The organism is Streptomyces hamibioticus, assembly GCF_047946815.1.
Classification (GTDB): domain Bacteria; phylum Actinomycetota; class Actinomycetes; order Streptomycetales; family Streptomycetaceae; genus Streptomyces.
The window spans coordinates 7573554-7598476 of sequence record NZ_JBKKQY010000001.1 but is presented as its reverse complement, the minus strand read 5'-3'; the positions used below and the strand labels follow the sequence as shown (position 1 = coordinate 7598476).

The following is a 24923-nucleotide window of genomic DNA, read 5'->3' as shown; positions in this document are numbered from 1 at the left end:
ACCGTTGAGAAAACCTCACTGAGCAGCGGCAGCGACGCCGGGCTCTTCGAGGCCAGGGCTCTCGGCCCGTCTTGCGACCAAGCCTTGCCCCAACGCTGTACCGACCGGACGCTGACTCGCAGGTCGTGAGCGATGACCGTGTTCTCGTCGCCCTGCCTGAACCGCTCGGCTGCCTGCAACCGCAACTTCTCGCGGAACGCCGTTCGTCGGTCAGCCCGCCCTTGCGCATACCTCATGCGGTCGGCATACCGCAGGGATCATGAGGCGTCAGCCCCTACGACACCACGCTTTGAAAGTCAGTAGTTGCAGCCGGTGACCTTTACCTGCGAACCCAGAGGTTGGTTGAGGTCGACGCGTACCTTGTTCGAGTTGGCGCAGTTGAAGGTGACATTGCCAACCGAAACGGTGGCAGGGCCGGTGCTGGTGACCTCGATCGTCGTGGCGGTGAGGACGATCTCTGTCTCCGTACTGCCCTTGGTGTCCACGGTCGCGGAGTCGCCACCTGCTGATTTGACGGTCGTGTTGCACTGGCCCCTGCTGTAGTCCTTGAAGGTGAGCGTCGCCGTGTTGAACTCGAAGCTGTTCGGACCGCTGCCCATGCAGGCAATGCTGACCTTGCCCGCGGCGGTCTCGATGTCGGTCTTGCAGGTGCCCCTCTGCTCGTTGAAGATCAGCGTGGTGCCGTTGACGCCGGGTTTGTCGTGGCCGTCGCACCGGACGTCAATGTCGACCACCTGAAGGTCGACCGTCACCTTGCAGGTGATCCGCACGGTGGCGTCATCGCTGACATCGACGCATCCCGTGGGCAGCGGGTCGGCGGTGGTGGTGGCCGAGGCGGTGGCAGGGAAGGCCATCAGCCCCACCACCAGCAGCACGGCTGACAGCAGTGCGCGTATCAGGTGGCGTGGTCTCTGCATGAACAGCTCCTTCGGTCGGGACCGGGTGCGGTGCAGCAGTGCAGAGTGCGAACGGTTGCCGCGCGAGCGCGCGCGCCGCCCGGCCACCGGCCGATCGAACAATCCGATGCCCGATGTACATAACCGGCGGCCGTACCGGGACAGGAGTAAGGCAGCGGACCACTACAAGACAGACGTGTTGCCACACGCCCGCAGACCAGAGGGGCCACCACCCGCACACCCATCACTCAGCCCGATAGTTCTATTGCGTTCCGCATTGGAACGACAGAGCGGAAACCAGCCGCAGGGCCCCTGGCGCCACAGGCATACGGCATACGGCATACCACCAGACGCGAGCGGTGCGCTCCCACCGAGCGACCGATCTGGTCAGTCAGCCTAAGAACGCGAGTTGCCCAACAGACATTCAGAAACAGGCAGTCAAAGAGTTTTGTCCCGTCAGGGGTGTTTGGCTGCTTTTTGGGTGGTCGACTTGCCTGGGACTGTTGAGGCTGCTGGCCACCGCCGCGCCGCCTGCGGCTGGTGATGACGGTCGAGGGTCCGTTTCGGTCCCTTCGCTCCTGTCTGATCCCAACGCGCCCCGTTCAGCCCTTTTTGCGCCCTGCAGTCGAGGAGCTGTCGGCGGTACTGCCAGAAACATGCCTCGACACCGGCCGTATCCGAGTGACCTGTCCGATGCCCGATGGGAACTACTGGAACCAACTCTGACAGCCTGGCGGGCCGAGCGGAGAGGGAAGGGTCTGGACATCGGCCGGCCACCCGAGCACGACCAGCGCCGCGTCATGGACGCCATCCTCTATGTCGACCGGACCGGGATCCCATGACGGTACCTGCCTCATGACTTCGCTCCGTGGGAGACGGCGTACGGGTACTTCGCGGCCTGGCAGAAGGACGGCGTGTTCGATCAGCTCAACGGCCTCCTCCGCCGACTTGTGAGAGGCCGAGGGCGGGACGCCGAACCGAGTGCGTGTCCTCGACGCGCAGAGCATCAAGACGTCCGCCAACGTCCCGGCCGCTACCAGGGCATTGACGCGGGCAAGAAGATCGCAGGACGCAAGCGCCACATCGGCGTGGACACTCTCGGGCTTCTCCTGGCCGTGTGGGTCACCGCCGCCAGCGTCTCCGACAACACCGGCGGCATCTACCTGCTTTCGAATATCGCCAAGGCTCATCCACGCGTCACCAAGGCGTGGGCCGACTCCGGCTACCGGACGAAAGCCATAGAGCACGGCGCCCGCCTGGGTATCGACGTCGACGTCGTCCGCCGCGACCCAAATCAGAAGGGCTTCAAAGTCATCCCCAGACGCTGGGTTGCACCGCTCCGGGTTCGATGGAGGCTCTATGCGTTGACTCCAGCTGCCGGTTGGGGCTGGCGTTGAGCGTAGTGGTTGGTCTCGTGCTCGTGGGGCGGGATGTCCCGATCGCGGTATGGAGGCGCTGGTTGTTGAACCAGTCGACCCATTCCGCGGTGCCGAGTTCCACGTCGGCCAGGCCGTGCCAGGGCCTGCGGGGCTTGATCAGCTCGGTTTTGTAGAGGCCGATCTGGGATTCCATGAGCGCGTTGTCCAGGGCGTCGCCGACGGTGCCGATCGAGGCGTCGATGCCGGCCTCGATGAGGTGGGCGGTGAACGCGAAAGACGTGTACTGGCTGCCCGCGTCCGAGTGATGAACGAGCCCGGGACCTGCGGGGATGCTACCGGTCGCGGCGCCACAGGGCCATGTCCAGAGCGTCGAGGACGAGCTTGGACCGCTTGCTGGTGGCGACCGACCAGCCGACGATCGCCCGGGAGAACACGTCCACGACGAAGGCGACGTAGACGATGCCGGACCAGGTCGCGGCATAGGTGAAGTCGGCAACCCACCGCTCGTTCGGACGGGATGCGGTGAAGTCACGTTCCAGCAGGTCACAGGCCCGCCCATGGCCATCGTCGCGGATGGTGGTGCGGATCTTCTTCCCGCGTCGGGCACCCTCAAGGCCGAGATCACGCATCAGCCGGGCGACCGTGCAGCGGGCCACGGGTATGCCCTCACGGTGCAGCCCGCCAGACCTTCCGCACTCCGTAGACGCCGAAGTTGTCGGCGTGGACGCGGCTGATCTGCGTCTTCAGCTCTGCGTCGCGGATCGATCGTGCACTGGGAGTGCGGCTTTTGGCGGCGTAGTAGGTGCTCGTCGCGATCTTCAGTCCGTGGCTGGTCAGGACTTTGCAGATCGGCTCGACTCCGAACACCTGCCGGTGGGCGTCGATGAACGCTACGAGCGTTTCGACGGCCGGTCGAGCTCGGCCGCGAAGAAGGCCGAGGCCGCCTTGAGGATCTCATTCGCCCGGCGCAACTCGGAGTTCTCGGCCCGCAGCCGCTTGATCTCCGCGGCCTCCTCGGACGTGACACCGGGCCGCCGACCGGTGTCGACCTCGGCCTTGCGGACCCACGTCCGCACTGTCTCAGCGGAACCGATGCCCAGCTTCGCGGCGACCGCCTTCATCGCGGCCCACTCCGTCGGGTAGTTGGGACGGATCTCCGCGACCATGCGCACCGCACGCTCACGAAGCTCGGGAGGGTAGGGGGACGGACGTGCCATGACTCGATCCTCTCAGAGGGCGGTTCGTGAGTTGATGTCCGTTCCGAGGTGAGGTTGGGGCAGGGCTGCTGGTCGCGGACCTTGTCGGTTACTGCTTCCTGACGAAGCTGCCGGTGTCGATCTCGGTGAGTATGCCGAGCTTGACCAGGCGTTTCAGCTTGGCGCGGGTGCCTTCGATGTTCTTCGGCAGCAGTACGTGGTCGAGGGCTTCGCAGACATCACGGGCCCGCATCGGGCCACTGTCGTCGTTGAACACGGCGAGGATGCGGGGGTAGTCCGGGTGGTCGGGCAGTTCGGGTGAGGCGGCCTGGGTGGGGAGCCGGTCGGCGAGGACGGTGACGGTCTTCCGGGTGATCGCCAGGTGCTCGAGGTGAGTCTCGGCCTCGCGCAGTCGCCCCTGCAGTTGCGTGATCTGGGTGCGGAGATCGTCGGCCAGGGACCGGGCGGCCTCCTGGAGGCCGAGTGCGTCGAGTAGGGGCTCGATGTTCACGCTGCCACCGCCTGCGCATCGCGCCAGGTGGGAGTGTTCGCGCCGGTGAGGCGTCGGGCCATGACATGGGTCATCGCCCAGTAGACGCGGGAGGCGGAGGAGGACGGGCGGTGCTCGTAGTCGCGGACCAGACGCCGGTGCAGTATCAAGATCCCGTAGGTCTGCTCGACCCTCCACCGCTTCGGCTGCGGAACGAACCCCGCCTGATGCGGGTTGCGTTCGACGGTCTCGACGTCGATGCCCAGGCCACGCCGTGTGCGACGACCTGGTTCTTGAAGCCCTGGTCGACCAGGGCTTTGCGGACGGTGCCGCCGCGTGCTCGACGACCTGGTCCAGCAGGGCGATGCCCGCGGCGTTGTCGTGGCTGTTCGCGGCCAGCACGATGACGGCGATGACCAGCCCGAGCACGTCCACGGCCAGTCCCCGTTTGCGGCCCGGCACCCGCTTCGCCGGATCCCGGCCGGTCGTGGAGGCGGGGACCCCGGCGGCCGCGTGGACACTCTGGGTGTCCAGCACCATCAGGGTCGGGTCCTCTAATCGCCGGGCCTTCTCACGGACCTGGCAGCGCAGGAGTTCGTGGATGACCTGGTCTGTTCCGTCGTCCCGCCAAGCAGCGAAGTAGTAGTACGTCGCGCTCTTCGGCGGTAGATCGTGAGGCAGGTAGGCCCACTGGCAGCCGGTCCGGCCCTGGTAGAGGATCGCGTTGACGATCTCCCGCATCTCGTAGACGCCCTGGTGGCCGCTGACCGAGCGGTGCCGGTCCTTCCACGCGGTGATCACCGGCTCGATCAGAGCCCATTGCTCGTCCGATAAGTCGCTCGGGTACGGCTTGCGTTCACTCACCCCGCCACACCAGCAGACCACCGGCTGCGGACCGGCAGCTTCCGCCCGTGCCCACACCATCAGGCGACGACAGAGCCACTCAAAAACTCACGAACCGCCCTCTTAGAGGGTGTAGGCGAGGCCGTGGGTGGCGGCGATCTGCTCGGAGGCGTGACCGGCGTGGACGTGTACGGGGTTGCCTGCGGTGTGGCGCACCCTGAGGGTGGTGCGGACCTGGTTGCAGCCGCCGAGTTGGGCCGTGGTGATGTTGAGGGTGTTGGTGGCCGTCTGGTGGTGTTTGGCGTTGGAGATGCTCCACTTGGCGACCGGCCCCTTGATGGGGCCGCCGCAGAGGGCGCCACTGGGTGTCTGTGGCTGCGCTTCGATCCAGGTCTCCACGTCGGTGCCGTGGTAGGCGGTGCTGCCACCGTCGCAGTAGGGAGAGCCGGCGACGCAGGTGGTGAGGTTGGCGTCCTGGACGATCGTGGTGCGCTCGCCGCCGGCCGGCACGGTGTGGGTGTAGCCGAGGGTGGTGGCGGTCGTGCCCCGTGCCACGGTGGTGGCGCTCGCGGCGGGCAGGGTCCAGCGGGATGCCGAGCTGGTGGCCAGACGGCCGAGTTCGGCGCCCGCCGGGATCCGCATCGTGACCTGACGGTCTGCGTTGATGATGCTGGAGTAGCTCGTCACCGACAACCGGCACGTGTAGGTGCTGGTGGTGGGCGCTTGGAACATCCAGCGCAGCCCCGGGTTCAAGCTCGTCTCGCCGGGCGGGACGAGGTTGGCCGCCCAGTAGGCGCCGGTCTCAGTACCCTGCGGTAGCACGGCACCGCTCGCGTACCGGCAGCGGACGGCGAAGGTCGTACCGATGTTGTCACCGCTTCGCAGCGCCGTGACCGCGGTTGCAGACAGGTTGCGGGACCAGAGGTAGGACTTCTCACCAGCGGCGGCGTCAAAGGTGGTCGCGGTGCCGGGGATGTCCCGGTAGATGTCCGGTTCGTCGCGTCCGTTCACCGGAAAGTCGAAGACTGTTGAGGCAGCCCAGGCCGGAGAGGCCGCCATGGGCCCCAGCGTGGCCGCGAGCGCAGCCACCGACATCCAACGCCTGCGAACGAAACCCATAATGTCCCCAGTCCTGACTGTTAGTCACTGATCAGGTGCGACCCTAGCACGGATATCGAACATGTGATCGCCTTGTGTGAAGTCGCCAACTCGTCGTCGGGGCAGCGGGCAAGGTGCGGGGCGAGCGTGCCCGTGATCACCCGGGTGAGGCGGCCGAGGGCCTGGGCGAGCTGCCTCTTCTCGTACTCGATCCAGTCCGCGGGGTCATCGGAGAACATGTAGCCGTCCTTGCGCCGCCAGGTGATCGGGGTGAGGTTCTCCGCGGCGCCGACATCGCGAAGGTGCCGGATACCGCGCTGGACCTGGGACTGCTTCAGCCGTGTGGCGGCAACGAGCTGGACCCTGTGCAGGCCAGCCGGTCTGGCTTCCATCAGCGCGACGCGGACCAGGTCGCCGTAGTGCTCCGACAGAGGCTGGGCCGGGCGGCAAGGGCTGCGGGCCATGGCCTACTCGCCCCGAAGGAGCTGCGCGAGCTGCTCGTCGAGGGTGAACTGGGGGTGTCCCAGAGGCAGAGCTTCCGATCGTGCTGGTCTGGGACCGGCTCAACACCCACGTCTCCCACGCCATGCGCGAGCTGATCGCCGAGCGTGACTGGCTGACGGTTTTCCTGCTGCCCGCCTACTCGCCGGACCTGAACCCCGTCGAGTGGGTATGGGCGTACGTCAAGCGCAGCCTGGCCAACCTCGCCGTGGTCGCCCTCGACCGGCTCGAAGCCCTCGTACGCAACCGGCTCAAACGCCTCCAGTACCGCCCCGAAACCCTCGACGGCTTCATTGCGGGCACCGGCCTGACCCTCGACGACCCAACCTCACCCTAACGAGCCGAAGTCAGTAATTCAGGTGCGCTGAAGTGAAGATCAGCTAAGCTACCGCTGCCACCGCCTGACGACCCCGTGCTGATGCATACCGGGCGACGGCCGGGAGCAACCGCCATAGTTCAGAGCCCCGTCAGACGGTTCATGACCTTCGGCGATACACCAGGACGTCCGGGTGGCGGGCGCCTCGCTGACCTCCTGGCGACACATTCCGCAGTGACTAGGATTGGACACTCCCGCATGAAGCTTAAGCGCATAGGCGCAGCACTCGTCACTACACTCGCCGTTGTCACTGGCAGCGCACTGGTTAACGCAACACCTGCCGCTGCCGTAGGTGGATGCCCGAGCGGCAAGCTCTGCCTCTGGGACACCCCCGACTATGGAACCATCGATGTCACATCGACCAGCACAAAGGCGTGCATCTACCTGCAGCACCACGGTACGTATGGATTCCGTGGCGGAATCCGCTCGTATGTTAACAACCTCCCGGTCAATGCCGTCGTGTATCGCTGGGACGACTTCTACGAGATTTACCTCCTCGAAGGGACTATCCGCCCCGGCGGATTCAGCAGCAATGCCCCCAAGGGCTGGGGCAAGCTTGGTGCAGTATGCATGGGCGGTGTCAACCCTTAGAGGTTGTCTCACGTGGTGATGGTGCGGGGGACTGCTGCACGGTTGGGTGACACCTGACCTGGCTTGCTGAGAAGCGGCCTGGAAGGATGTTGCAGTGCCCAAGCCGTATCCGAAGGAGTTCCGCGAGGACGTCGTGCGGGTCGCGCGCAACCGCGAGCCCGGTGTCACGTTGGAGATCGCTGCCGATTTCGACGTCCACCCAATCACGCTGTCGAAGTGGCTGCGTCGCGCCGAGGTCGACGAGGGCGCCAGGCCCGCGACGGCGTCGGGTGAGTCGGCCGAGCTGCGCGAGGCACGCAAACGGATCCGGCTGCTGGAGCAGGAGAACCAGGTGCTCAGGAGGGCGGCGGCGTATCTGTCGCAGGCGAACCTGCCGGCAAAATGATGTACCCGCTCGTCCGCGAGCTGGCCGCCACCGACGCCCCTTACCGGGTGCCGGTGGCGGTGACGTGCCGGGTGCTCGGGCTGGCCCGCCAGCCCTACTACCGGTGGCTGGCCTGCCCGGTCACCGACGCCGAACTGGCCGAGGCGTACCGAGCCAACGCCCTGTTCGACGCGCACCGCGACGATCCCGAGTTCGGTCACCGCTTCCTGCTCGACGAAGCACGCGCCGCCGGTGAGGCGATGGTCGAGCGGACCGCCTGGCGGATCTGCCGGGACAACGGCTGGTGGAGTGCCTTCGGCAAGCGCAGGGGCCGGGGGAAGAACGCCAAGGCCGGACCGCCGGTCCACGATGACCGGGTGCGGCGTAACTTCGCCGCCGACGGACCGAACCGGCTGTGGCTCACCGACATCACGGAGCACGCGACCGGCGAGGGCAAGCTGTATCTGTGCGCGGTCAAGGACGTGTTCTCCGGCCGCATCGTGGGCTATTCCATCGACTCCCGGATGAAGTCCCGCCTCGCGGTGAACGCGCTGGAATCCGCCGTCGCCCGCCGTGGCCAAGTGGCCGGGTGCATTGTGCATTCGGATCGCGGCTCGCAGTTCCGGTCACGGAAGTTCGTGTCCGTTCTCACCCGGCACGGCCTAGTACTGCAACGGTGCTTGCCGTGACTGCTGACCAACGGATCCTCCCAGCTCACCCACCTCAGCCTCGCCGAGATCAGACGCCTGATCACCCGACTCACCACACGCCGCCCCACCCCGGTCGCCTGTCCGAGCGCGGAATCGACTATGTGCCGGCCGTCCGCACGGACGTGAGTGCCCACCCGCTCGACGCCAAGCCCGTGGCCCCGGACCGCAACGGCCCCACCGGGTGCCGGCACCAGCCCCGCTACCGCCAGCCCGCGCCCTCGGTGGCAGCCCTGGCCGCCGGCCTCGGACAGGACGCATTTCGTCTCCCTCACCTGGCGGCACGGCTCGCGCGGCGCGTTACGCTCCCGCTTCGCCGCCGTGCGCGTCCGCCCCGCGGGCAAGGCCGTCGAGCGCCCGATCCGGGCCGCGGCCTCGGCCTCGGCCGAACAAGGATGGTGGGACGGCGTCCTGCCCGACTGCTGGCTGCTGGTCGAGCGGCCCCAGGACGCCGAGGCGCCCACCGACTACTGGCTGTCCAGCCTGCCGGCCGACACCCCGATCACCGATCTGGTCCGCCTGGCCAAGGTCCGCCGGCGCATCGAGCACGACTACCGCGAACTCAAGTACGGCCTGGGACTGGACCACTTCGAAGGCCGGTCCTGGCCCGGCTGGCACCACCACGTCACCCTCGTGACCGCCGCCCACGCCTTTCTTACCGAACAGCGTCTGGCCCCAAAAGCACCCACAACGGGCTCACCCTCTACCAGACCCTCGACGCCCTCCAAGATGCCCTGAGGTGCTGGACAGGCTTTTGCACCACCTGCCACCAGCCCTTGCCCAGCAGACCGCACACGACACCAAGATCGAGACAGACCTAACGGAGTCCTATTAGTCGACCAGTCGGACACTGCGGTGAACACGAAACACCCTCGGATAAATTTACGCCCGAGGGTGTTCCATACCGGCCCCGCATTTACGCGGCCCGATCTCCCTCCCACTGATAGACACCCGCAGCGGGGAGGAGCCGCTGCGGGGGCTCTTCCTCACGGCTGGCGTCGACTTGGGCGAGCAGGTCCTGGTGGGCCCTGACCCACTTGTTGATGTCCCACTTGCCCGATGCGCTGCCGTGGGTGAGGGCTCGGACCGCTGCGGCGAGCCAGGGTTCGAGGTCGGCGGGTTCGAGCACGTATTGATCAGAAACTCATGGGGTTCTCGTTCAGGACGTAACGGACGTGCGGGCCGCCGAAGTAGCCGCGGACGATGTGGGGCTGACGCTGGCGCCTGCGGAAGAAGCGGCGGGTCTCGGTGGCGAGTTCGTCCTGGTTCCGGGCGCGGTGCTGCTTGGGCAGACTGTGCTTGAGGTCGGCATTGACCAGCTCGTCGGGGTTCAGCTCGGGCGAGTACGGCGGCAGGAAGTGCAGCTCGACATAGTCGGGATGGGCAGCGAGCCATTCCCGGACCTTCTTCGAGCGATGCGCGGAGTGCCCGTCGACCACGAGATGCACCTTGCGGTCGAAGTGGCCGGCGAGGCGCTCCAGGAAGCGGCACATCACCTCGGCGGTGAAGCTCTCGGTGAAGGCCATGAAGTGCATCCGGCCCTTGGTGCTGATCGCCGACATCGCGTTCACCGAGAACCGGTTCCCGCTCCGCCGCACCACAGGAGTCCTCCCCTTCTCGCCCCAGGTGCGGCCGGTGACCTGGTCCGAGCGGATGCCGACCTGGTCGGCGAAGAGGACCTCGCCGCCGTCCTCCTTCGCCTTCGCACGGATCTTGGGCCAGGTTTCCTGGTGCCAGCGTCGGACAGCTTCGGGGTACTGCTCGACGGCCCGCTTGTCGGGGCGCTGGAAGGACAGCCCCCACCGCTTCAGGTACTTGCCGACCCCCACCTCGGTCAGCCGCACCCGGTACAGCTTCGCGATCAGCTCGCCGATCAGCCGCCGCGTCCACAATTGCCCACTCAACCCCACGTCACAGGGCCGGTGATCGAGGACCGCCTGCCGCACGGCGGCCTGCTCGGTCTCCCCGAGCACCTGGTGCACCCCGGCCGGCTTGCCCCGCGGGCGCATGACCAGCGCATCCCGCCCGCCGGCCTGCCACTTCGCCCACCAGATGTCGACTGCCTTCAGTGACACCCCGAACACCGCCGCCACGTCCTCACGGTCCCGCCCCGCCACCAACGCGGCCACCGCCCGCAGCCGCAGGACCTCCTGCGCCGACGGCGACAGATGCCGCACGTCCCCCACCAGATCGCTCACACCCCTCCAACGACCCAGAACCCAAACCGTTTCTGATCAATAGTGAACCTCTTTCATCCTGTGCTGGAGGGTGAAATGGGCTGGTCAGCGGATGTAGTGACGAGGCAGGGACCCTCGTCGTTGGCGTGGTGATTCCACTCATCACACCGGCGACCGAAGAGGCCCTGTTGGTTCCGTATCCTGCCATGCTCGATGTCCCGTATGAGCTCGTTGAGCATGTTTCCTGGTTGCTGTATGAGCACCGCCGGTCTCGCAACACCCGCTGGCGCAAGCTCGGTTGCTTCAAGCAGGCGCTGCTCACCCTGATCCCTATCGACCGGATCCGCGCGGACGAGCCGTACTACGCGATGAAGCACCGCAAACACGGTATGAACGCGCAGGTGATCGCCCGGCCCGATGGCACACCGCTCTGGTTCTCGCGCGCGGTACCAGGACGCACCCACGACCTGACCGCGGCCCGCACGCACGGCATCGTCCAGGCCACGCTGACCCGGCAGATCCTCGTCCTCGCCGACCGCGCTCACCAGGGCGCCGGCGCCACCTTCCGCACCCCGTACCACCACCACCGCGACCAACCCGAGCACCACCAACAGTTCAACCGCGACCACGCCCGGCTGAGAGCTCCAGGCGAACGCGCCTTCGCCCAGCAGAAGACCTGGAGAATCCTCCGGCGAGCCAGATGCTCCACCGTCGCATCGGCACGATCGTCCAGGCCGTCCACACGCTCCTCACCTGCAGCCATTCAGGATGAAAGAGGTTCATTGTGTAGCAGCGTTGAGAACCAGGGCTTCGTCCCGATCAGAGTAGGAACTCCAAAGCACCACTTCACCTTGCAATTTGCCACCCCACAAGGAAGCAGTACATCCGTCACGGAAACGAATCGAAATTTCTGTTGCACTACCCCCATTATCAACGCGCCAAGCACCGTTTCCTGACTTTTCGTCGACACCTTCGGGATCGCAGTGGAAGTATTCCAACCTCAATTTTGACGCGGAGAAGCTTCCATCATCCCGCAACTCAAGTCGAGCATCGTTGGCCAACCATTTATCCACCATGTGCTGTCGATCCAGGTGTGCGTCTTCCGGGTAAGGATACCCCTCCGTGGAGACGTAGCATCCAGCAAGAAGCCCTCCGAGGAGCAGCGCACATATTGCTGCTCGTGCACCTCCCGCAGCATCCGTCCATTTTCCTCGTGGCACTAATCTTCACTCCATCTAGAGAGCCGGGGCTCGTCCGCCCCGGCTCGTACACCCGATCAGTTCGGTATGAGCACCCGGAAGGTGATTGTCATATGGTGCGAGACCGCCGCATTTTCAAATGCGACGATGCCGTCGTGGTCGTACTTCTGGACGAATCTGTCGGCAGGGGTACCGTACCCGGTTACTATATGGGCGAACGAGGACATAGTCATCGAGTTCTGGATTGTCAGGCGGGCCTGGATACCTCTGGCGTTAGCTCGGAGTATCTCATACTTCGTGGTGTACGACCCAAGCACCCCAGTTGCCATATTGTGGTCGCCCGTGATCATTGACCAGGCATCTTTCGTGAACTGCTGGACTTTGGATTTCTCCTTCCCGATGGAGTAGGGCTGCAGCAAATCTTTTGTATCGCCATTCTGTGCCCACTTCCGGGCTATTTCCTTTTTCTGAGTAGCTGTTATGTCACTCGCCATGACTTGCTGGGCTACTTGACTGTCTTCCCCATAGACGGTTCCAGGCTCTAGATCCCCTATGAACCACTTGTAGCCTATTAGGCGCAGGCCGTCGTCTCCGCCTCCCAGCACCGCGTCTTCTGGGTTGCAGTGCAGCAGAATGGGGACCGCTGCACATTCACGCTTCTCGAGATACCCAGGAGCTGCAATAGCAGGCGGTATGTAAGGGAGGTTCGCTGGAACGGGACCCACGATGGGTCCTGCGGTCGTAGCGTTGCACGGGCGGAGAGGAACGACTCCACATGTCGGCGTGCCGACCGTGGCAGTACCTGTTCCTGTGCTGACGTTGTTATTAGTTGTGCGAGGCGTCTGCGGCTTTGAGTAGTCGACAGCCTCGTTGGGGCGCCCGTTCCCCGCCGTACCGTCGGGGCGCTTCGGGCATCCCGGGTTGCCGCCGAAGCCGCAGGCGAGGCCCATGCCGGTGGGGTCGGAGTAGACCAGAGGGTTCTGGGCTCCGTAGCTGTAACCGTTGAGGGTCTGGGGTCTGTCGGTTTCCAGGAGCGGGTCGACGCTAATGAACTGGCCAAGTTGCGGGTCGTACTCGCGGGCGCCTATATGGGTGAGGCCGGTGTTCGTGTCGTGGGTTTTGCCGAGGAATCCCTTGTCGTTGGGCCAGGGGCCGTGGATGGGCTTTCCGCGGTCGGCGCCGAAGGGAGTGGTGTAGCGCCTGGTGAAGGCTTGGCTGCTGTCCCTCTCGACGGCCAGGCTGGCCGTGCCGTGGTGGTCGCTGATGACGAACTTGACCTTGTGGCTGCCGGTCTCATTGGTGCGCATGGCGGCGGTGATGCCGTCGGCGGCGTAGTAGCGCTGGGCCCAGGTGGTGCCGTCGGCGCGGAGGTGGAGTTCGGTCTTGCCAGCGTAGAGGACTCGTTCGCCGTTTTCTGTGGCTCGGATCAGGAGAGTGCCGTCGGGGCCGTAGAGGTAGTCGGTTGACTTTCCGTCCTGGGTGAGGCGGGAGAGTTTGCCTTCCTCCGACCAGTTCAGGTCCTGGCTGGTGCTGGTTGCCTGTCCGGGGCGCTTGGCGGTGTTGCCTGTGGCGTCGTAGGTGTAGGTGTGCTCTGGGCTGGCGCAGTCGGTTTTGGTGGTGGTGCCGGTCAGAGTGTGGGGCTGGTCCTTGTTGGTGTAGCAGTAGGTGGTCTTGGTGGTGGCGCTGTTGGTGTGCTGGGTTTCGCTGGTGCGCTGGCCTGCGGTGTTGTAGGTGTAGCTGGTCCAGTACGGGGCCGGGCCCGACAGTGCGCTGGCGCTGGGTGCGTCGGTGCACTTGTGGGAGGCGGGGGTCCAGGCTTCGGTCAGGCGTCGGTGGCCGTCGTAGGTGAAGCACTGGGTTTCGGCGCTGCTGGTGCCGCCCAGGGGGGTGGCGTCGTTGATCTGGGTGATGTTGCCGGCTTGGTCGTAGGTGTACTTCAGGTCCTGCAGCCGGTATGCGTGCGTGTTGTCCTGGACGTAACTGCTGGTCAGGCGGCCGGTGCCGGTTTCGAAGGTGTTCTGGACGAAGACCTTCTTGTCGGTGCCCATCGTCATCTGCCACGGCTCGGACAGGGCCGAGTAGTCCACGTGGGAAAGGTAGACGCCGATTGAGGTCAGGTTGCCCAGGCCGGTGTATCCGTAGGCGACGGTTTCTGCGGACAGGCCGCCGAGTGCCGGTTCCGTGGTCTGCTTCACCGTGCCGTTGATGTGGTAGTTCGTCTCGAACTTGAGCGTGGCGGGTTCGCCTGCCTTCACGAATGGGTCGCTGTCGGGCAGCCGGAGTTCAGTGACAGTGGTGCGGCCCATGTTGTCGTAGGCGGTGGCGGCGTGAGTGTATGCGGCGCCGGTCTTGCCGCCGATGTAGCGGGTGGAGGTGGCGGGCTGGCCCTTGAGGACGGTGTCGTAGGTGTAGCCGGTGCGCTGGTTGGCGTCGGTCTTCGAGCCCGCCCAGGTGGCGGTGGGTCGGCCGAGTTCGTCGTAGGCACTCAGGATCGACTTGCCGCGCGAGTCCGTGGCCTTGATGACCTGGTCGAGGGCGTTGTACTCGGTGGTTGTCTTGCCCTTGTCCGGGTCGTCGGTGCTGGTCTGGCGGCCGAAGAGGTCGTAGCCGTAGGACCAGGTGGCGCCGTCCGGGCCGGTGATCGTCTTCTGCCGGCCGTCCAGGCCGTAAATGAACTTTGTGGAGGCGTACTTCACACCGGGAGCAGTGCCGAAGTCGGCATCCGCCGGGCTCGCGCCCTCGTAGGCGCGGGTCTCGATGGTGCGGCCGCGAACGTCGGTGATGGTGCGCTGTGCGGAGCCGCCCTGGACGGCGGTGGTGGCGGTGGAGTCACCGGTGTAGCTGGTGGTGGTGGCCCACTTCTTGGTGCCGCCGACGTAGAAGGTGCTGGTGGTCGGCCAGCCGGCGCCGTCGAAGGCGGTCTGCGTCTGCTTGGGTGCGCGGCCGTATTCGGCGCGGGTGTAGGTGCCGTTCGGAGTGCTGGCGCTGTCGAAGATGTCCGCGAACGTCTCGTACGCCAGGCCCCGCTCGTCGTAGCGGGTGTCAGTCAGGACGCGTCCGCCGACCGGCGTGGGTGACTGGGTCTGCAGTGGGCGTAGCAGGGAGTCGTAGATCGCGTAGCTGGTGTTGTAGGTTCCCGAGTTCGTCAGTGTCGAGGTTGACACCCAGGATGGTGTGCTGTTGTCGACGTGGTAGGCGAACTTCGTGTTCGGGCTCTGAGCCGCTTCGCGGTCGCGGTTGGGTAGCCAGACGGCGGTGAGCCGACCGAGTGAGTCGTATTGCAGGTCGGTTCTTTTGAGGTTGATGTCGTAGCTGCTGTACTCCTGGCCACGGCGCGCGTCGATGAAGTTGACGGACCGGTAGCCCTTGGGGTCGGTGGTGACTGTTCGGGTCAGAGGGCCGGAGTCCGCGGGGGTGTACGCGGTGCTGGTCTTGTGGCCGGCGGCGTTGGTGGTGGTGAGGGCCCGGCCCAGGGCGTCGTAGGTGGTGGTGGCGGTGGTCTGCCAGCCGGAGGGCAGGCGCTGTCCGTCGCTGCCTGCGGTGGTGGTGTAGCCGGTGGCTCGTCCGGTCCAGGTGGCTTCGCCCTTGGTGGGCTTCTGGGTGGCCAGCCAGGTAGTGGCGGCAGGGTTGTCGTAGACGACTGCGGTGTCGGCCAGGACGTCGCCGGAGGTGCTGCTGGTGGCGGGCAGGTTCAGGCTGGCGTCGGTGACCGAGCACGGCTTGGCGACGGTGCGGGTGCGGGAGACCAGGCTGGTGATGCCGGCATCCAGGTTGCGGGCGTACCAGGTGCGGGTGCAGGTCTCGTCGCCTCCTACGCCGCCCTGTCCCCAGTCGTCGACGGCCTCGACCATGCCGAGGGTGTCGTACCGCTTGGTCACGGCGTGTGTGCGCCAGTTGCTGGAGCCGGTGAGGTAGGTGCTGTTGTAGGTGGTGGTGTTGCGGACCCACAGGGCGAGGTGGTCGGTGGCGTCCGGGACGGTCTGGCTGGCGGTGTTCTTGAAGGCGTAGTTGTGGAAGGTGCTGCTGATGGGCTGGCTGCCGTTGTAGGTGACTTGCTGGCGCAGCAGGCCTTTGTAGCGGTCGCTGTCGTAGGCGGCGCCGAAGTCGACGTCGGTGTCGAGCAGGGGCGGGACGGTGACGGACTTGGTGGTGCCGTCCTTGTTCTTGTCACCGTGCATGCCCTGCATGTAGAGGGAGACGGTTTTGGAGCGGGTGCCGCCAGCTGGGCCGGTGTAGGCGGTGACCTTGCGGTAGCCGCGCCAGTCGGACCAGGTTCGCTCGTCCTTCGGGGTGAAGGGGTCGTCGTTGTGGTGCCAGGCGGCGCCGCTGTAGGAGTAGGCGTGCTCCACGGCCGGGTTGTTCGCGGCCGGGTCGTGTACGCCGACGGCCAGGACGCGGTACTTGTGGAACCAGTCGATGGAGGCGTTCTCGGCGCCGTTGATGTGCCAGTACTGCGGGAAACAGGACCGGGTGTTGCTGTCCGGTGCCACGTCCTGGAGCTGGCTGCGGACGCACTCCGGGGAGGAGAGGGTGACCTCGGTGATCGCACCGGTCTCCGAGGTGATCGTGGAGATGCGCGGGCGGGTCAGGGGCAGGATGTCGTCCGTGGCATCAACCCGGTTGGGCCGCAGCTGGTAAGTGAAGGAAATCGGGTCGACCGTGATCGGGGTGTCGCCGGCCTTGCCGGTGCGCTTGAGCGACTTCAGGGTGAGGACCTGGTCGGAGCTATCGCCGATGTCGCCACCGTCCAGGTATGCCTGGGTCAGGCTCCAGGAGTCGACCGGGTCGTAGGCGCTGTTGGTGGCGTTGTAGGAGTAGGTGTTGATGCCGGTGAGCCGCTTGCGGGTGAAGAAGGACGGTCCGGCCGCGTTGCACTCGGTGTCGTCCTTGGAGCAGATGGCGTCGAACGGGACGTCCGGCCAGTTCTCCGCGGTGGCCTTGGTCAGGCTGGAGCAGTCGGAGGCGGTGCAGCGTTCGGCGTGGGCGAAGGTGACCTTGGCGTCGGCCTTGTCGGTGAACAGGGCGCCCTTGCGCAGCCCGTACTCGATGCGGGTCAGGTAGCCGCCGCGGGTGTAGGAGGCGCTGGCCGTGGTGGCCTTGTTCTTCTTGTAGTAGTTCGCTTCCTTGGCGTACCAGTACGTGACCGCGTTGCCTTGGGTGTCCTCGACATAGTCCAGGTTCCACCGCCAGGCCTGGGTCAGCGCCCGGCCGGCGAACGCGCTGCCGCTGGAGTAGCCGGGCTCGCCGGAGTCGTCGCCGAAGACCGGCACCGTCCAGGTGGAGTTGGTGCGCTGGGTGGCCGCGCCGTCCAGCTTGTTCAGGCCGAAGACGTACTTGGTGCCCTCACCTGTGACGATGGTCCAGTACTCGCCGTCATTGTCCCCGTTGTCCGCGCCGGTAGACCGGGTCACCTTCGAGGCGTCGTCGTCTTCCAGGCGCCACTGGCCGCTCGTGTCGTCCTTGACCAGCCGTGTGGATTTTCCATTGAGGACCAGGCTCGCGTTGTCGTACTTCCAGCACTGATCGAAGACTTCGCTGTGGCCGTCCTCATGGCAAGTCCCGTAGGTGCGGGTGATGTAGGACTCGGTGAGAGAGAAGCCCTCGCCCACGGTGGTGGTCTGGTTGTTCGTGGTCGCGGTGCGGCCGTCGACGCTGCCGGAGTCGTAGGACAGGGACAGCGGCGGTACCGGGCCCGCCGCGGCCGGCGGCATCGTGAAGTCGTGCGACCAGGTGAAGGAACCCGAGCTGCCGCCTGCCTGCCAGGAGGAGGACTCCGACAGCTTCGTCGCCGAGAAGTCGCCTGCGCCGTTGGGTGACTGGCCGGCACCGGCCGAGGCGGCGGTGACCGCCAGGACCGTCGCGCCGGACGTGGCACTGCCGGCCTCGGCCATGAGCTGCGTGGACGCCCCCGCCTGGGACCGGCCGAGGTGAGTCTTTGCCGAGAGTGTCTGGTCCTCGAGGTCGTTGTCGGTGGGCAGCGGTGTCTGCTTGCGGCACTCCGCCTTGTTCGGCGTCGTCAGCGCGCATTCGGGCAGCCGGACCAGGCGCAGGCGCTGGGACCAGCCGCCGCCGACCGCCGAGGCGAAGCCGGAGTAGTCGATGCTCAGTTCCGCCGTGCCCGGGGTGTCGGCTGCGACCGTCAGGAGGACGCCGGTGACGCCGGCCTTCCGGGCCGCCTTCTGGTTCAGCACGGTGACCTGCGCGTCGCCGGCCGCAGCGACGGAGTCCGCCGACGAACGCGACTTGGACGGTGCCGGTTGCAGGGCTACGGAGACACCGCCTGGCTCTGCGGTGCTGTCCGCGCCGTGCTGGAGTGCGATCGATGCGGCGCCGTGCTTGGGCCAGGATGCCTTACGCTCCCCCGTCGCCCGCTTTGCCTGTGCCGCGTTGGCCTTGCGCTCCTTGGCCACCTTGGCCCGCGCCTTCTTCGCACCGGGTCCGTCGAAAGCCTTGACCTGGGTCACCGGCGACTTCGGCACGTCAGGGCGGCCCAAGCCCGCTGCGTCCGCGGCCTGGGCGACCTGCGCCAGGCCGGTCGGCACGATCAGGGCCAGGGCCAGCGACTGCCCCAATAGCCGTGTCACACGGCGACGCGCCCTGCCGCCATGGCTCTTTGTAGTGCCTATGCCAAACACCATCGTTCTCGCCCCACCCGGTACTGAAAGGAAGAAGTGCCCCACGTCTTTCGCAGACCGCCGCAGGTCTGCCGTCATCCGATGGGTGAAGGACAACCGTCCAGCGGCTGTCCTTCACCCGTTGCTTCGTCAGTCGCCCACGACCTCGCCCACCTGCCGTGGAGTCGCCATCGCACCGGCCCACACTCGCGCCTCGGCCACGCTGGCGGGCAGATAGTGCTTCCACGAGCCGCCGGTGAAGCCCTTGCCGATGGCGAGGTCACCCGAGCCGATCTTCGCGGTGAAAGCCTGCGAGTCCCCGTTCTGGACGTTGCTGAGGTAGAGGCTGATCGTGCCCTTGGAGGCGTTGAAGACGCCGGTCAGGCGGACCATGCCGTCCATCGCGGCTTTGTCCTCGGAAACCACCGCCGAGAAGGTGCCGTCGGTGTTGAGGCGGCCGAAGCGCCAGACGCCCGCAGGAACGGTCTTCGGCTCCAGCGTCTCCTCGTCGAGCACCGTGGTACTGCCGGTCCGCTCGTACCAGATGCCCCACGCCGAGCCGCCCGCAGTGCGCTGGCCCAGCACCTGGCCGGTGTAGCCAACCGGCTTGGCAGCCAGCTTGGCTGCGTCCAGGGACACCAGGGTGGTGACCGAGAAGGAGCCGGTGTCGTCAACCACCGGTCCGGACGTCGTTGCCGCGTCGTCCGTACCGTCGAGCACGATCGCCTCGCCGTCCAGTACCGCACCGCCGGTCAGGGCCAGCGACTTGCCGTAGCCGGAGGTCGTGTCCGAGATGGTGGTGCCGCTGCCTCGGCCGGCCGACCAGTCCGCGACCAGCTCCACCGCCGCGTAGCTCGGCGAGTTCATCAACTGTGCCTCGTCGGCGATGAGGTCGCTGGTCAGGGCCCGCTGCCAGACGGTGACCTCGTCGATAGAGCCGGCGAAGTAGTCCGTGTAATTGCCGCGCCACAGCACCCGACCGATCTGCAACGGGCCCTGGGCCGCCCAAGACGGCGCAACCGTGTCGCTTCCCTGCAGACGGCCGTTCACATACAGACGGATCTGCTTGGCTGCGGCGTCGTACACCGCGGCAAGATGCGTCCATACCCCGCGTGCGGCCGGCTGCCTGGCCACCACCATCTGGTCGCTCAGGTTGCCGTCCGCGGCGTCCGTGGGTGAGGTGCTCAGCGTCCAGGTCTGCTCCGCCTCCCGATAGGTGAGGTAGAAGCCGCTGTAGAAGTCGCCATTCTGGCCCAGGACCGTCTGGTTGTCCGCGACGCCGGGCTCGAGGAGGGCCCAGGCGGAGACGGTGTAGGAGGCGCGGGTGTCCACCGTCGCGGTGCTGGTTGCCGCGTAGCCGGTGCTGCCGTTGAGGGCCAGGCCCTTGTCGGTCACCGGCGTTGCCAGCGAGGTGTCCTGAGCATCGTGGGTGATCAGGCCGCGGCGGCCGCGGTCGTCCCGTGCCGCTCCCCCGGTCAGGGCCGCGTCGTCACGGCCGTCGCCGGTAGCCGAATCAGCTGCGGCTCCGGAGGCCTCGTTGAAGTGCCACCGCCCGACCGGCCCGTCACCCGAGTCGACCAGGAAGTCCGTCACGGACTGCGCGCCCCAGCCGAGGCTGTCCTTGGCCCGGACATACACGCGGTACAGACCGCCGCGGGTGGGCGTGATCTTCGCCGTGGCCGTGGCTCCCGGCAGCTCGGCCGACCAAGCGGCCGAGGAGGACAGCTTGTACTGGTAGGCGACATTGACGTCACCGGTAGCAGGCTTGAACGTGAATGTCCCCGGCGTGCCCGGCGCGCCCCCGGGGGCGCAGGCGGTGCTGGTGCATTCGGTGTACGGGCTGCCGACGGTGACCTGGGGAGGCTTGGGCCAGGTGGTGTCCACGCGGAAGTAGCAGTAGCCGTCGGAGGCGGCACTGCTCAGGTGCTTGGAGCCGTAGTAGGACCAGGTCCAGGCGTGGTACCGGTACAGCTTGTTCTCCGCCAGTTGCGACCAGCTCATGGACATCGTCCGGCCGTCGCCGACGTAGCCGGTGGTGGGTCGCAGGGAGCCGCTGGAGGGCGGGGTGACGTCGGTCCAGGTCTTGTCGGCGTTCTGCACGTCGACGTCGAAGTAGATGCGCAGCTGGGCATCGCTCTCCCCGCCCGGCTTGGTCTGCGTGATGGCCAGCAGTTTCGGCGTGGAATCCGACATGATCGCCGGGTCACTCGCGTTACGCTCGCAGACCGGGGCCGTGCTGGTGCCGCCGCCCTGCAGGCCGACGCCGGTGGGCTTGTCCGGCAGGCCGACGAAGTCCACCGCGAGGACGGCATCGTTACGGAACCGCTTCCACGCGGAGGTGTCCGACTCGTCGTGGGCGCGAATCTCCAGCGTCAGCCGGTCGAACTTGCCGGCGGCGAAGTCCCGCACGGTCGGAGTGAGGTTCTCGTTCGGCTCGTCGGGGTTGTCGTTGAACTCGATCGGGGCATCCGGTGAGTCGGGGTCGCACAGCGAGCCGCGGCCGGCCGACACCCACCGGTCCCCCATCCAGTCCAGCTCCTTGGGCCGCGACGACCAGGTCGTGGAGGAGGAGATGTTGTCGGTGCGGACCAGGTCCACCCAGCGCGGGTCGCACTGGAACGCCCACGGCTCCGTCACACGGAAGGTGGCGTCCAGGACCTTCTTGCCCTTCAGGCTGGCGGAGGAGAACTCGAAGTACAGTCGCTGCACGTAGCCGGGTCCGCAGTAGTAGCCGTTCCAGGTGCCGCATTTGCCCGCGCCCTTGCCGAGGTTGTCGCTGCCGTTGCCCCAGCCGTAGGACTCATAGCCGTCGCTGCGCAGCAGGGTGCGTTCCGACTCGCCCCAGGTCACGGTCGGGTCGATGAACAGCGGGAACGCTGTTTCGTCGGTGGAGGTGAGCATCTGGGGGTCCGGGATCACCGACAGGGAATCCTGGTCGACGTCGACGTCCATCCGGGCCACGGTGTCGCCCTGGCCCGGTTCCATGCCCGAGCCGGACGGTGCGGTCTCGGCGGGGTCCGACGGCTCACTCGCCGTGACGCCGTCGCCGGTGCTGCCGGTGGCGGTGGTGAGCAACTGGGTCTGCGGGTCGGCCACAGCGTCCTGGCCGGCGGAATCCCACATCCTGGCCGGCGGCGCCCGGAACACGGTGGCGCCGTTGCCGTCGACCGCGGCCAGATTCCCCGCCGCGCCCTCCTGGACCGTCAGATGGTCGGCGTCCAGGCCGAAGGTCAGCTTCCTGAGGTCCTCGCTGGCCGCCGCCTCGGGCGTCTTGACCACCAAAATGTGCTGGAAGCTCTCCGCAGTCGCCGTCACCTTCAGATCGACGTCCGGCAAAACGTCCGGGTAGACGGCACTCGGGCCGTCCAGGCGGGGAGCGGGCAGACTGCCCGGCCAGTCCAACGCCAGCGCACGGCCCTGGTCCTCGATCCGTGCCAGCGGGCTCTGGCTGCCGCCGCCGGAAAACGTCATCTCCACGGCGGCACCCTTCGGGACAACCGTGCCGTCCGCCCGCTTGACCAGCGTCGCATCCGGCTCCTGCCAGCCACCACCAGCAGCCCTGACACGCACCGGAGTTGCGGACTCCTCCAGCGTGAACGTCAGCCCGTCAGGGTTGGCGAACACCGTGGTCCGCTCCGTGCGCTGGCCCAGCACCTCCACCCGCTCACCGGACTCCTGCGCCTGCTGCAACGCCTGCCGGCCCTCCGACAACGAACCCGAGCCCGTGTCAGCAGCAGCGGCCACCGGGCCGGGCACCAGCGCCGCAACCACCGCCGCACAGACCGCCACCGTCACCCCGGCAGCCCAATGCCGACTGCGTCTGCCTTCCGGATCTCCGGCGCGGCTGCCCCGTCCGGACACCGCACAGTCCCCGCCCCGCAACCGGGTCCACATCCCCGCCACACCCCACCCACAACGCTCACAACAAAGATTGCCATGAGCACCCAACGCCACAACCAAACGCCAGGTCAACGGGCAGGAAACGGGACAACGACACGCCAAGCTCCGGAACCCGATGTGATCAACACGACGTTTAGACAGGGTTGCACGAAACAAGATCACGCTTCCGTAACCGCCCCGACACGCCAACATCAACCGCTCATCGCTCCACGCCCACCGGCCATCCCAAAACCGGCCCCCGCCACCGGCCAGTCATCGGCCGGACTCCTCCGCAACCCCAACAGCTCACACGCGTACCGAGGCAGGACCACTGATCGACTGACCCCCCGCCCATGACCACCACTGCGGGCAAGGACCTCTGCGAACCCTGCCGATCAGCGGTGACGGATACGCAGAGCCCGCCATGGCTCGTCCGGGTAAAACCCGTCGACAGGCAGGACTGCGGCCCAAGCACCGACGACCAGCTGTCGGTGAACCGCCGACGCGTTCCCCGCCAATACACCAGCAGCACCCGCACCTGTGACGCCACCTCGAACCGGTCCACCGGCCCCCCCCCGGACGGTCCCCCATGCGTGGCTCGGCTTCGGCCTGTACGAGCCACCTCCACACGATCCGCTCCCCCCCAGACACTCCCCCGCAAGGCGCACACGCCCCCGTGAAAGCCGCCTCTGGGTCCGCAGTCGCAGCAGTTGCCGAACCGCAGGACCGCGCAGCGCGACGAGCGCCGGACCATGGAGTTGTAGGTGGCCCGCAGCCTGCGCGGCCGCCTTACCGGCCCCCATGCCTTGCCCTTGCGCGGCATCAGGTTCAGCGGCCCGAACTCGTCGACGCACATCACTCGCCCGTCGGCGAGCGGGGTGACGCACAGCGCCAGGATGCCGGGCGGCAAGCACCGGTACTTCGACCCCGACACCCTGGCGCCGGTGGCCGCGCCGCGGCCGCTGCTGGATGCCGGGTGGGACCCGCGGCTGGTGCACACCGTCGCGGGATCGGCCGACGGCCGGTTCGCCGTGGTGAACGGCTTCCTCGCCCCCAAGCCCGACGGCGTGCCCGCACACACGATGGCCCTCTACGACTTCCACCACCCACTAGCCCGCCTGCTGCGCCCCGTCGGCTCGCTCAATCAGTCCGACCTGACCGCGCTCGCCGACGCCACCGCCCCCGGCTCGGGGACGCCGCACCGCGAGACGCTCGCCCTGCTGCACGCCGTCGCCACCGCCGTCCGCGGTGGACGGTGAGCCGGCGCCTCGGAGCCGGCGGGACCGCGGTCTCAGGTCTGCCTGGGGCCCTGCCGACTAGTACTCCAGCAGGATTTCGCTGTCTGACCTGTGGGTTCGGCTGGGCGGCTGGAGTGTAGCGGGCCGGGGTATGGTCTGGGGCGGTCTCAGGGAGAGCGCCCCTCGAACGTGCGACAACGCCGCAGATAATGACAGCGACGAAGGCAAGGTCTCCTCGTGACGACCGAGCGTTCTGCCGCGCAATGGGACCTGGAGCTTGACGACCTTTTCGTCACCATCGGCCATCGTTTCGGCCGGGTGGAGCTTCGGCGTCGCTCAGGCACGGCCGTCATCCTGGTCAACGCAGGCTGCGATGTCCATCGGATTTCAGCCCAGCCACCACGCCCGTCCTCACCATCCGAGATAGGAAAAGGCTCGGTGTAGCCGTAGGTGGCCTTGGTGCCACCGTTGCCGTTCGGTCAGCGTCGACGTCGGACCGCCGCTGGTGACCGACAGCTGGCGGCCGAAGGGGTCGTAGGTGTAGTTCGCTGTCGTTTCGCTGGTGGGGTGGTGATCAGCCGGTTGCGGTCGTGCAAGCGGTCACAGGGTGCCCTCGCGCGCGCTCTGCTCCCGGGAATTCGTGTGGCCTTCGCTCCCGGAACGGTCATTCCTCGGTGCCGTCCGCGGGTGCGACAGGGGACGGCAGGGAACCGGTGCAGGTGGCGCGGCCGAAACGGCCGGCGGCGCTGGCGCTCTGGACGTGCTGTCCGCGGACCGCGAGGGCGCAGCGGGCCTGGCCGCCCTGGTCGCCGAGGACGATGCTGACGACCGGCTGCGTGCCCGCGGGGACGTCGACGGTCTTGCGCCAGGGCAGGCGGGCGCCGTCGACGGTGCTGCCCTTCCCGGACGCGTTGCCGCCTTGGTAGGTGATGTCGGCCGTGCCCTGGCCGGTGACTTCGTAGGTCACCGAGGTCGTCGCGGTGCGATGCTCGGGCTTGCCGTTGCCGTCGCCCGTGTCCAGGACGCCGTAGAGGACCAGCCCGGCGCAGGCCGCCAGCACTGCGGCGCCCGCGAGGAGCGCGGCGCGGTCGGGGCGGCCCGGGCGTCCGGCCCGAGCGGCGCGGTCGCCGGTGGCGGCTCCGTCGGGCGTAGCACCTCCGTCGGCGGTGGCCTCGCCGGCCCCGTCGGCTCCGTCCGCCCCTTTGACTTCCATGCCGGTCGTCGCCGCCGTCTTCCTGTCTTCGTCGCCCATGAATCTTCCCTCGGACGTCCTCGAGATGGACTGCTGGAATTCGAGCAGGTGCATCGGAACTCCTGGAACCGGGCTCTTATACATGACTCCGGCTGTCGATTTCCAGTGAGCGGAAATATCGGA

12 protein-coding genes and 8 pseudogenes are annotated in these 24923 nt (G+C 67.0%); 8 read left to right on the top strand and 12 right to left on the bottom strand.

From position 1 onward, the window contains the following. Positions 1–14: 14 nt before the first annotated feature. Positions 15–236: pseudogene (locus ACLGIH_RS34950) on the bottom strand (helix-turn-helix domain-containing protein); the annotation flags it as partial. Positions 237–296: 60 nt separating this feature from the next. After that, positions 297–1004: a hypothetical protein gene (locus tag ACLGIH_RS34945; RefSeq protein WP_416529233.1), complete on the bottom strand. Its 708-nt coding sequence runs from the start codon at positions 1002–1004 to the stop codon at positions 297–299. Positions 1005–1552: 548 nt separating this feature from the next. On the opposite strand from ACLGIH_RS34945, the pseudogene ACLGIH_RS34940 reads away from it, so the two are divergent. Then, positions 1553–2257, top strand: a pseudogene (locus ACLGIH_RS34940) (IS5 family transposase); the annotation flags it as partial. Here ACLGIH_RS34940 and ACLGIH_RS34935 read toward each other — a convergent pair. From ACLGIH_RS34935 to ACLGIH_RS34915, 5 genes and pseudogenes are all read right to left on the bottom strand, one after another. Next, positions 2254–3492 (bottom strand): annotated as a pseudogene (locus tag ACLGIH_RS34935) (IS3 family transposase). The pseudogenes ACLGIH_RS34940 and ACLGIH_RS34935 overlap by 4 nt on opposite strands. 88 nt (positions 3493–3580) lie before the next feature. Continuing rightward, positions 3581–3982 (bottom strand): hypothetical protein, encoded by a 402-nt coding sequence (locus tag ACLGIH_RS34930; RefSeq protein ID WP_416529232.1) that lies wholly within the window; start codon positions 3980–3982, stop codon positions 3581–3583. Continuing rightward, positions 3979–4825, bottom strand: a pseudogene (locus tag ACLGIH_RS34925) (IS5 family transposase). Before ACLGIH_RS34925 ends, ACLGIH_RS34930 begins: the two are co-directional and overlap by 4 nt. A gap of 102 nt (positions 4826–4927) precedes the next feature. Then, the gene (locus ACLGIH_RS34920) at positions 4928–5815 is read right to left on the bottom strand and encodes a hypothetical protein (RefSeq protein WP_416529231.1); all 888 of its coding nucleotides are present in this window, start codon (positions 5813–5815) and stop codon (positions 4928–4930) included. 128 nt (positions 5816–5943) lie between these two features. After that, positions 5944–6366, bottom strand: coding sequence for a hypothetical protein (locus tag ACLGIH_RS34915; protein WP_416529230.1), 423 nt, complete (start codon positions 6364–6366; stop codon positions 5944–5946). A gap of 74 nt (positions 6367–6440) precedes the next feature. On the opposite strand from ACLGIH_RS34915, the pseudogene ACLGIH_RS34910 reads away from it, so the two are divergent. From ACLGIH_RS34910 to ACLGIH_RS34895, 4 genes and pseudogenes are all read left to right on the top strand, one after another. Beyond that, positions 6441–6740, top strand: a pseudogene (locus tag ACLGIH_RS34910) (transposase); the annotation flags it as partial. 237 nt (positions 6741–6977) lie between these two features. Beyond that, positions 6978–7370, top strand: coding sequence for a peptidase inhibitor family I36 protein (locus ACLGIH_RS34905; RefSeq protein ID WP_416529229.1), 393 nt, complete (start codon positions 6978–6980; stop codon positions 7368–7370). Positions 7371–7464: 94 nt separating this feature from the next. Further along, a pseudogene (locus tag ACLGIH_RS34900) lies at positions 7465–8399 on the top strand (IS3 family transposase); the annotation flags it as partial. Between the two features lie 122 nt (positions 8400–8521). Beyond that, positions 8522–9179, top strand: a pseudogene (locus tag ACLGIH_RS34895) (IS701 family transposase); the annotation flags it as partial. A 178-nt stretch (positions 9180–9357) separates the two neighbouring features. Here the strand turns inward: ACLGIH_RS34895 and ACLGIH_RS34890 are convergent. Next, on the bottom strand, positions 9358–9570 hold the full coding sequence (locus ACLGIH_RS34890) for a hypothetical protein (protein ID WP_416529228.1): 213 nt from the start codon (positions 9568–9570) through the stop codon (positions 9358–9360). A 7-nt stretch (positions 9571–9577) separates the two neighbouring features. After that, a complete protein-coding gene (locus ACLGIH_RS34885; RefSeq protein WP_416529227.1) occupies positions 9578–10639 on the bottom strand; it encodes an IS630 family transposase in 1062 nt (353 codons plus the stop codon). Positions 10640–10764: 125 nt separating this feature from the next. Between ACLGIH_RS34885 and ACLGIH_RS34880 the strand changes: the two are divergent. Next, positions 10765–11390 (top strand): annotated as a pseudogene (locus tag ACLGIH_RS34880) (transposase family protein). Positions 11391–11894: 504 nt separating this feature from the next. Here ACLGIH_RS34880 and ACLGIH_RS34875 read toward each other — a convergent pair. Both ACLGIH_RS34875 and ACLGIH_RS34870 read right to left on the bottom strand, forming a co-directional pair. Continuing rightward, on the bottom strand, positions 11895–18455 hold the full coding sequence (locus ACLGIH_RS34875; protein WP_416529226.1) for an RHS repeat domain-containing protein: 6561 nt from the start codon (positions 18453–18455) through the stop codon (positions 11895–11897). Positions 18456–18581: 126 nt separating this feature from the next. Next, complete coding sequence (locus ACLGIH_RS34870) at positions 18582–22325, bottom strand: laminin G domain-containing protein (protein ID WP_416529225.1); 3744 nt, start codon at positions 22323–22325, stop codon at positions 18582–18584. A 797-nt stretch (positions 22326–23122) separates the two neighbouring features. Between ACLGIH_RS34870 and ACLGIH_RS34865 the strand changes: the two genes are divergently transcribed. Continuing rightward, positions 23123–23569: a hypothetical protein gene (locus ACLGIH_RS34865; RefSeq protein ID WP_416529224.1), complete on the top strand. Its 447-nt coding sequence runs from the start codon at positions 23123–23125 to the stop codon at positions 23567–23569. 216 nt (positions 23570–23785) lie between these two features. Then, entirely contained in the window at positions 23786–23992 is a 207-nt protein-coding gene (locus ACLGIH_RS34860) for a hypothetical protein (RefSeq protein ID WP_416529223.1), read from the top strand. Between the two features lie 220 nt (positions 23993–24212). Here ACLGIH_RS34860 and ACLGIH_RS34855 read toward each other — a convergent pair whose 3' ends face one another. Further along, complete coding sequence (locus ACLGIH_RS34855; protein WP_416529222.1) at positions 24213–24800, bottom strand: MmpS family transport accessory protein; 588 nt, start codon at positions 24798–24800, stop codon at positions 24213–24215. Positions 24801–24923 lie beyond the last annotated feature (123 nt).